Source organism: Pseudomonas sp. 37 R 15 (genome assembly GCF_900004865.1).
Lineage (GTDB): Bacteria > Pseudomonadota > Gammaproteobacteria > Pseudomonadales > Pseudomonadaceae > Aquipseudomonas > Aquipseudomonas fluorescens_AM.
In genome coordinates this window covers 1-233 of record NZ_CVTV01000003.1, presented here as the reverse complement: position 1 = coordinate 233, position 233 = coordinate 1, and the positions used below count along the sequence as shown (strand labels likewise).

Genomic DNA, 233 nt, shown 5'->3' with positions numbered 1-233 from the left:
ACCACCGTGACTGATACTCCGGGCACCGACAACACCACCACCGTTACCCTGACAGCTCCGGCACAGGCGAACGAAGGTGGCCAGATCACGTACACCGCTACGCTCTCCAATAAAGCAGGCAGCGACGTCACGTTGGAGTTGGATAACGGCTCATCGATCACCATCAAAGCTGGCGATACTGTCGGCACCGTGACCGTGCCAGCGCCTACCGATGATGTGTTTATCGACAAGAG

The 233-nt window shown here is 57.5% G+C and carries 1 protein-coding gene; it reads left to right on the top strand.

All coding sequences use genetic code 11. The annotated features are described in order from the left end of the window. Nucleotides 1-233: immunoglobulin-like domain-containing protein (locus tag BFQ04_RS00015; protein ID WP_139111873.1), on the top strand; the 233-nt coding region annotated here is incomplete at both ends.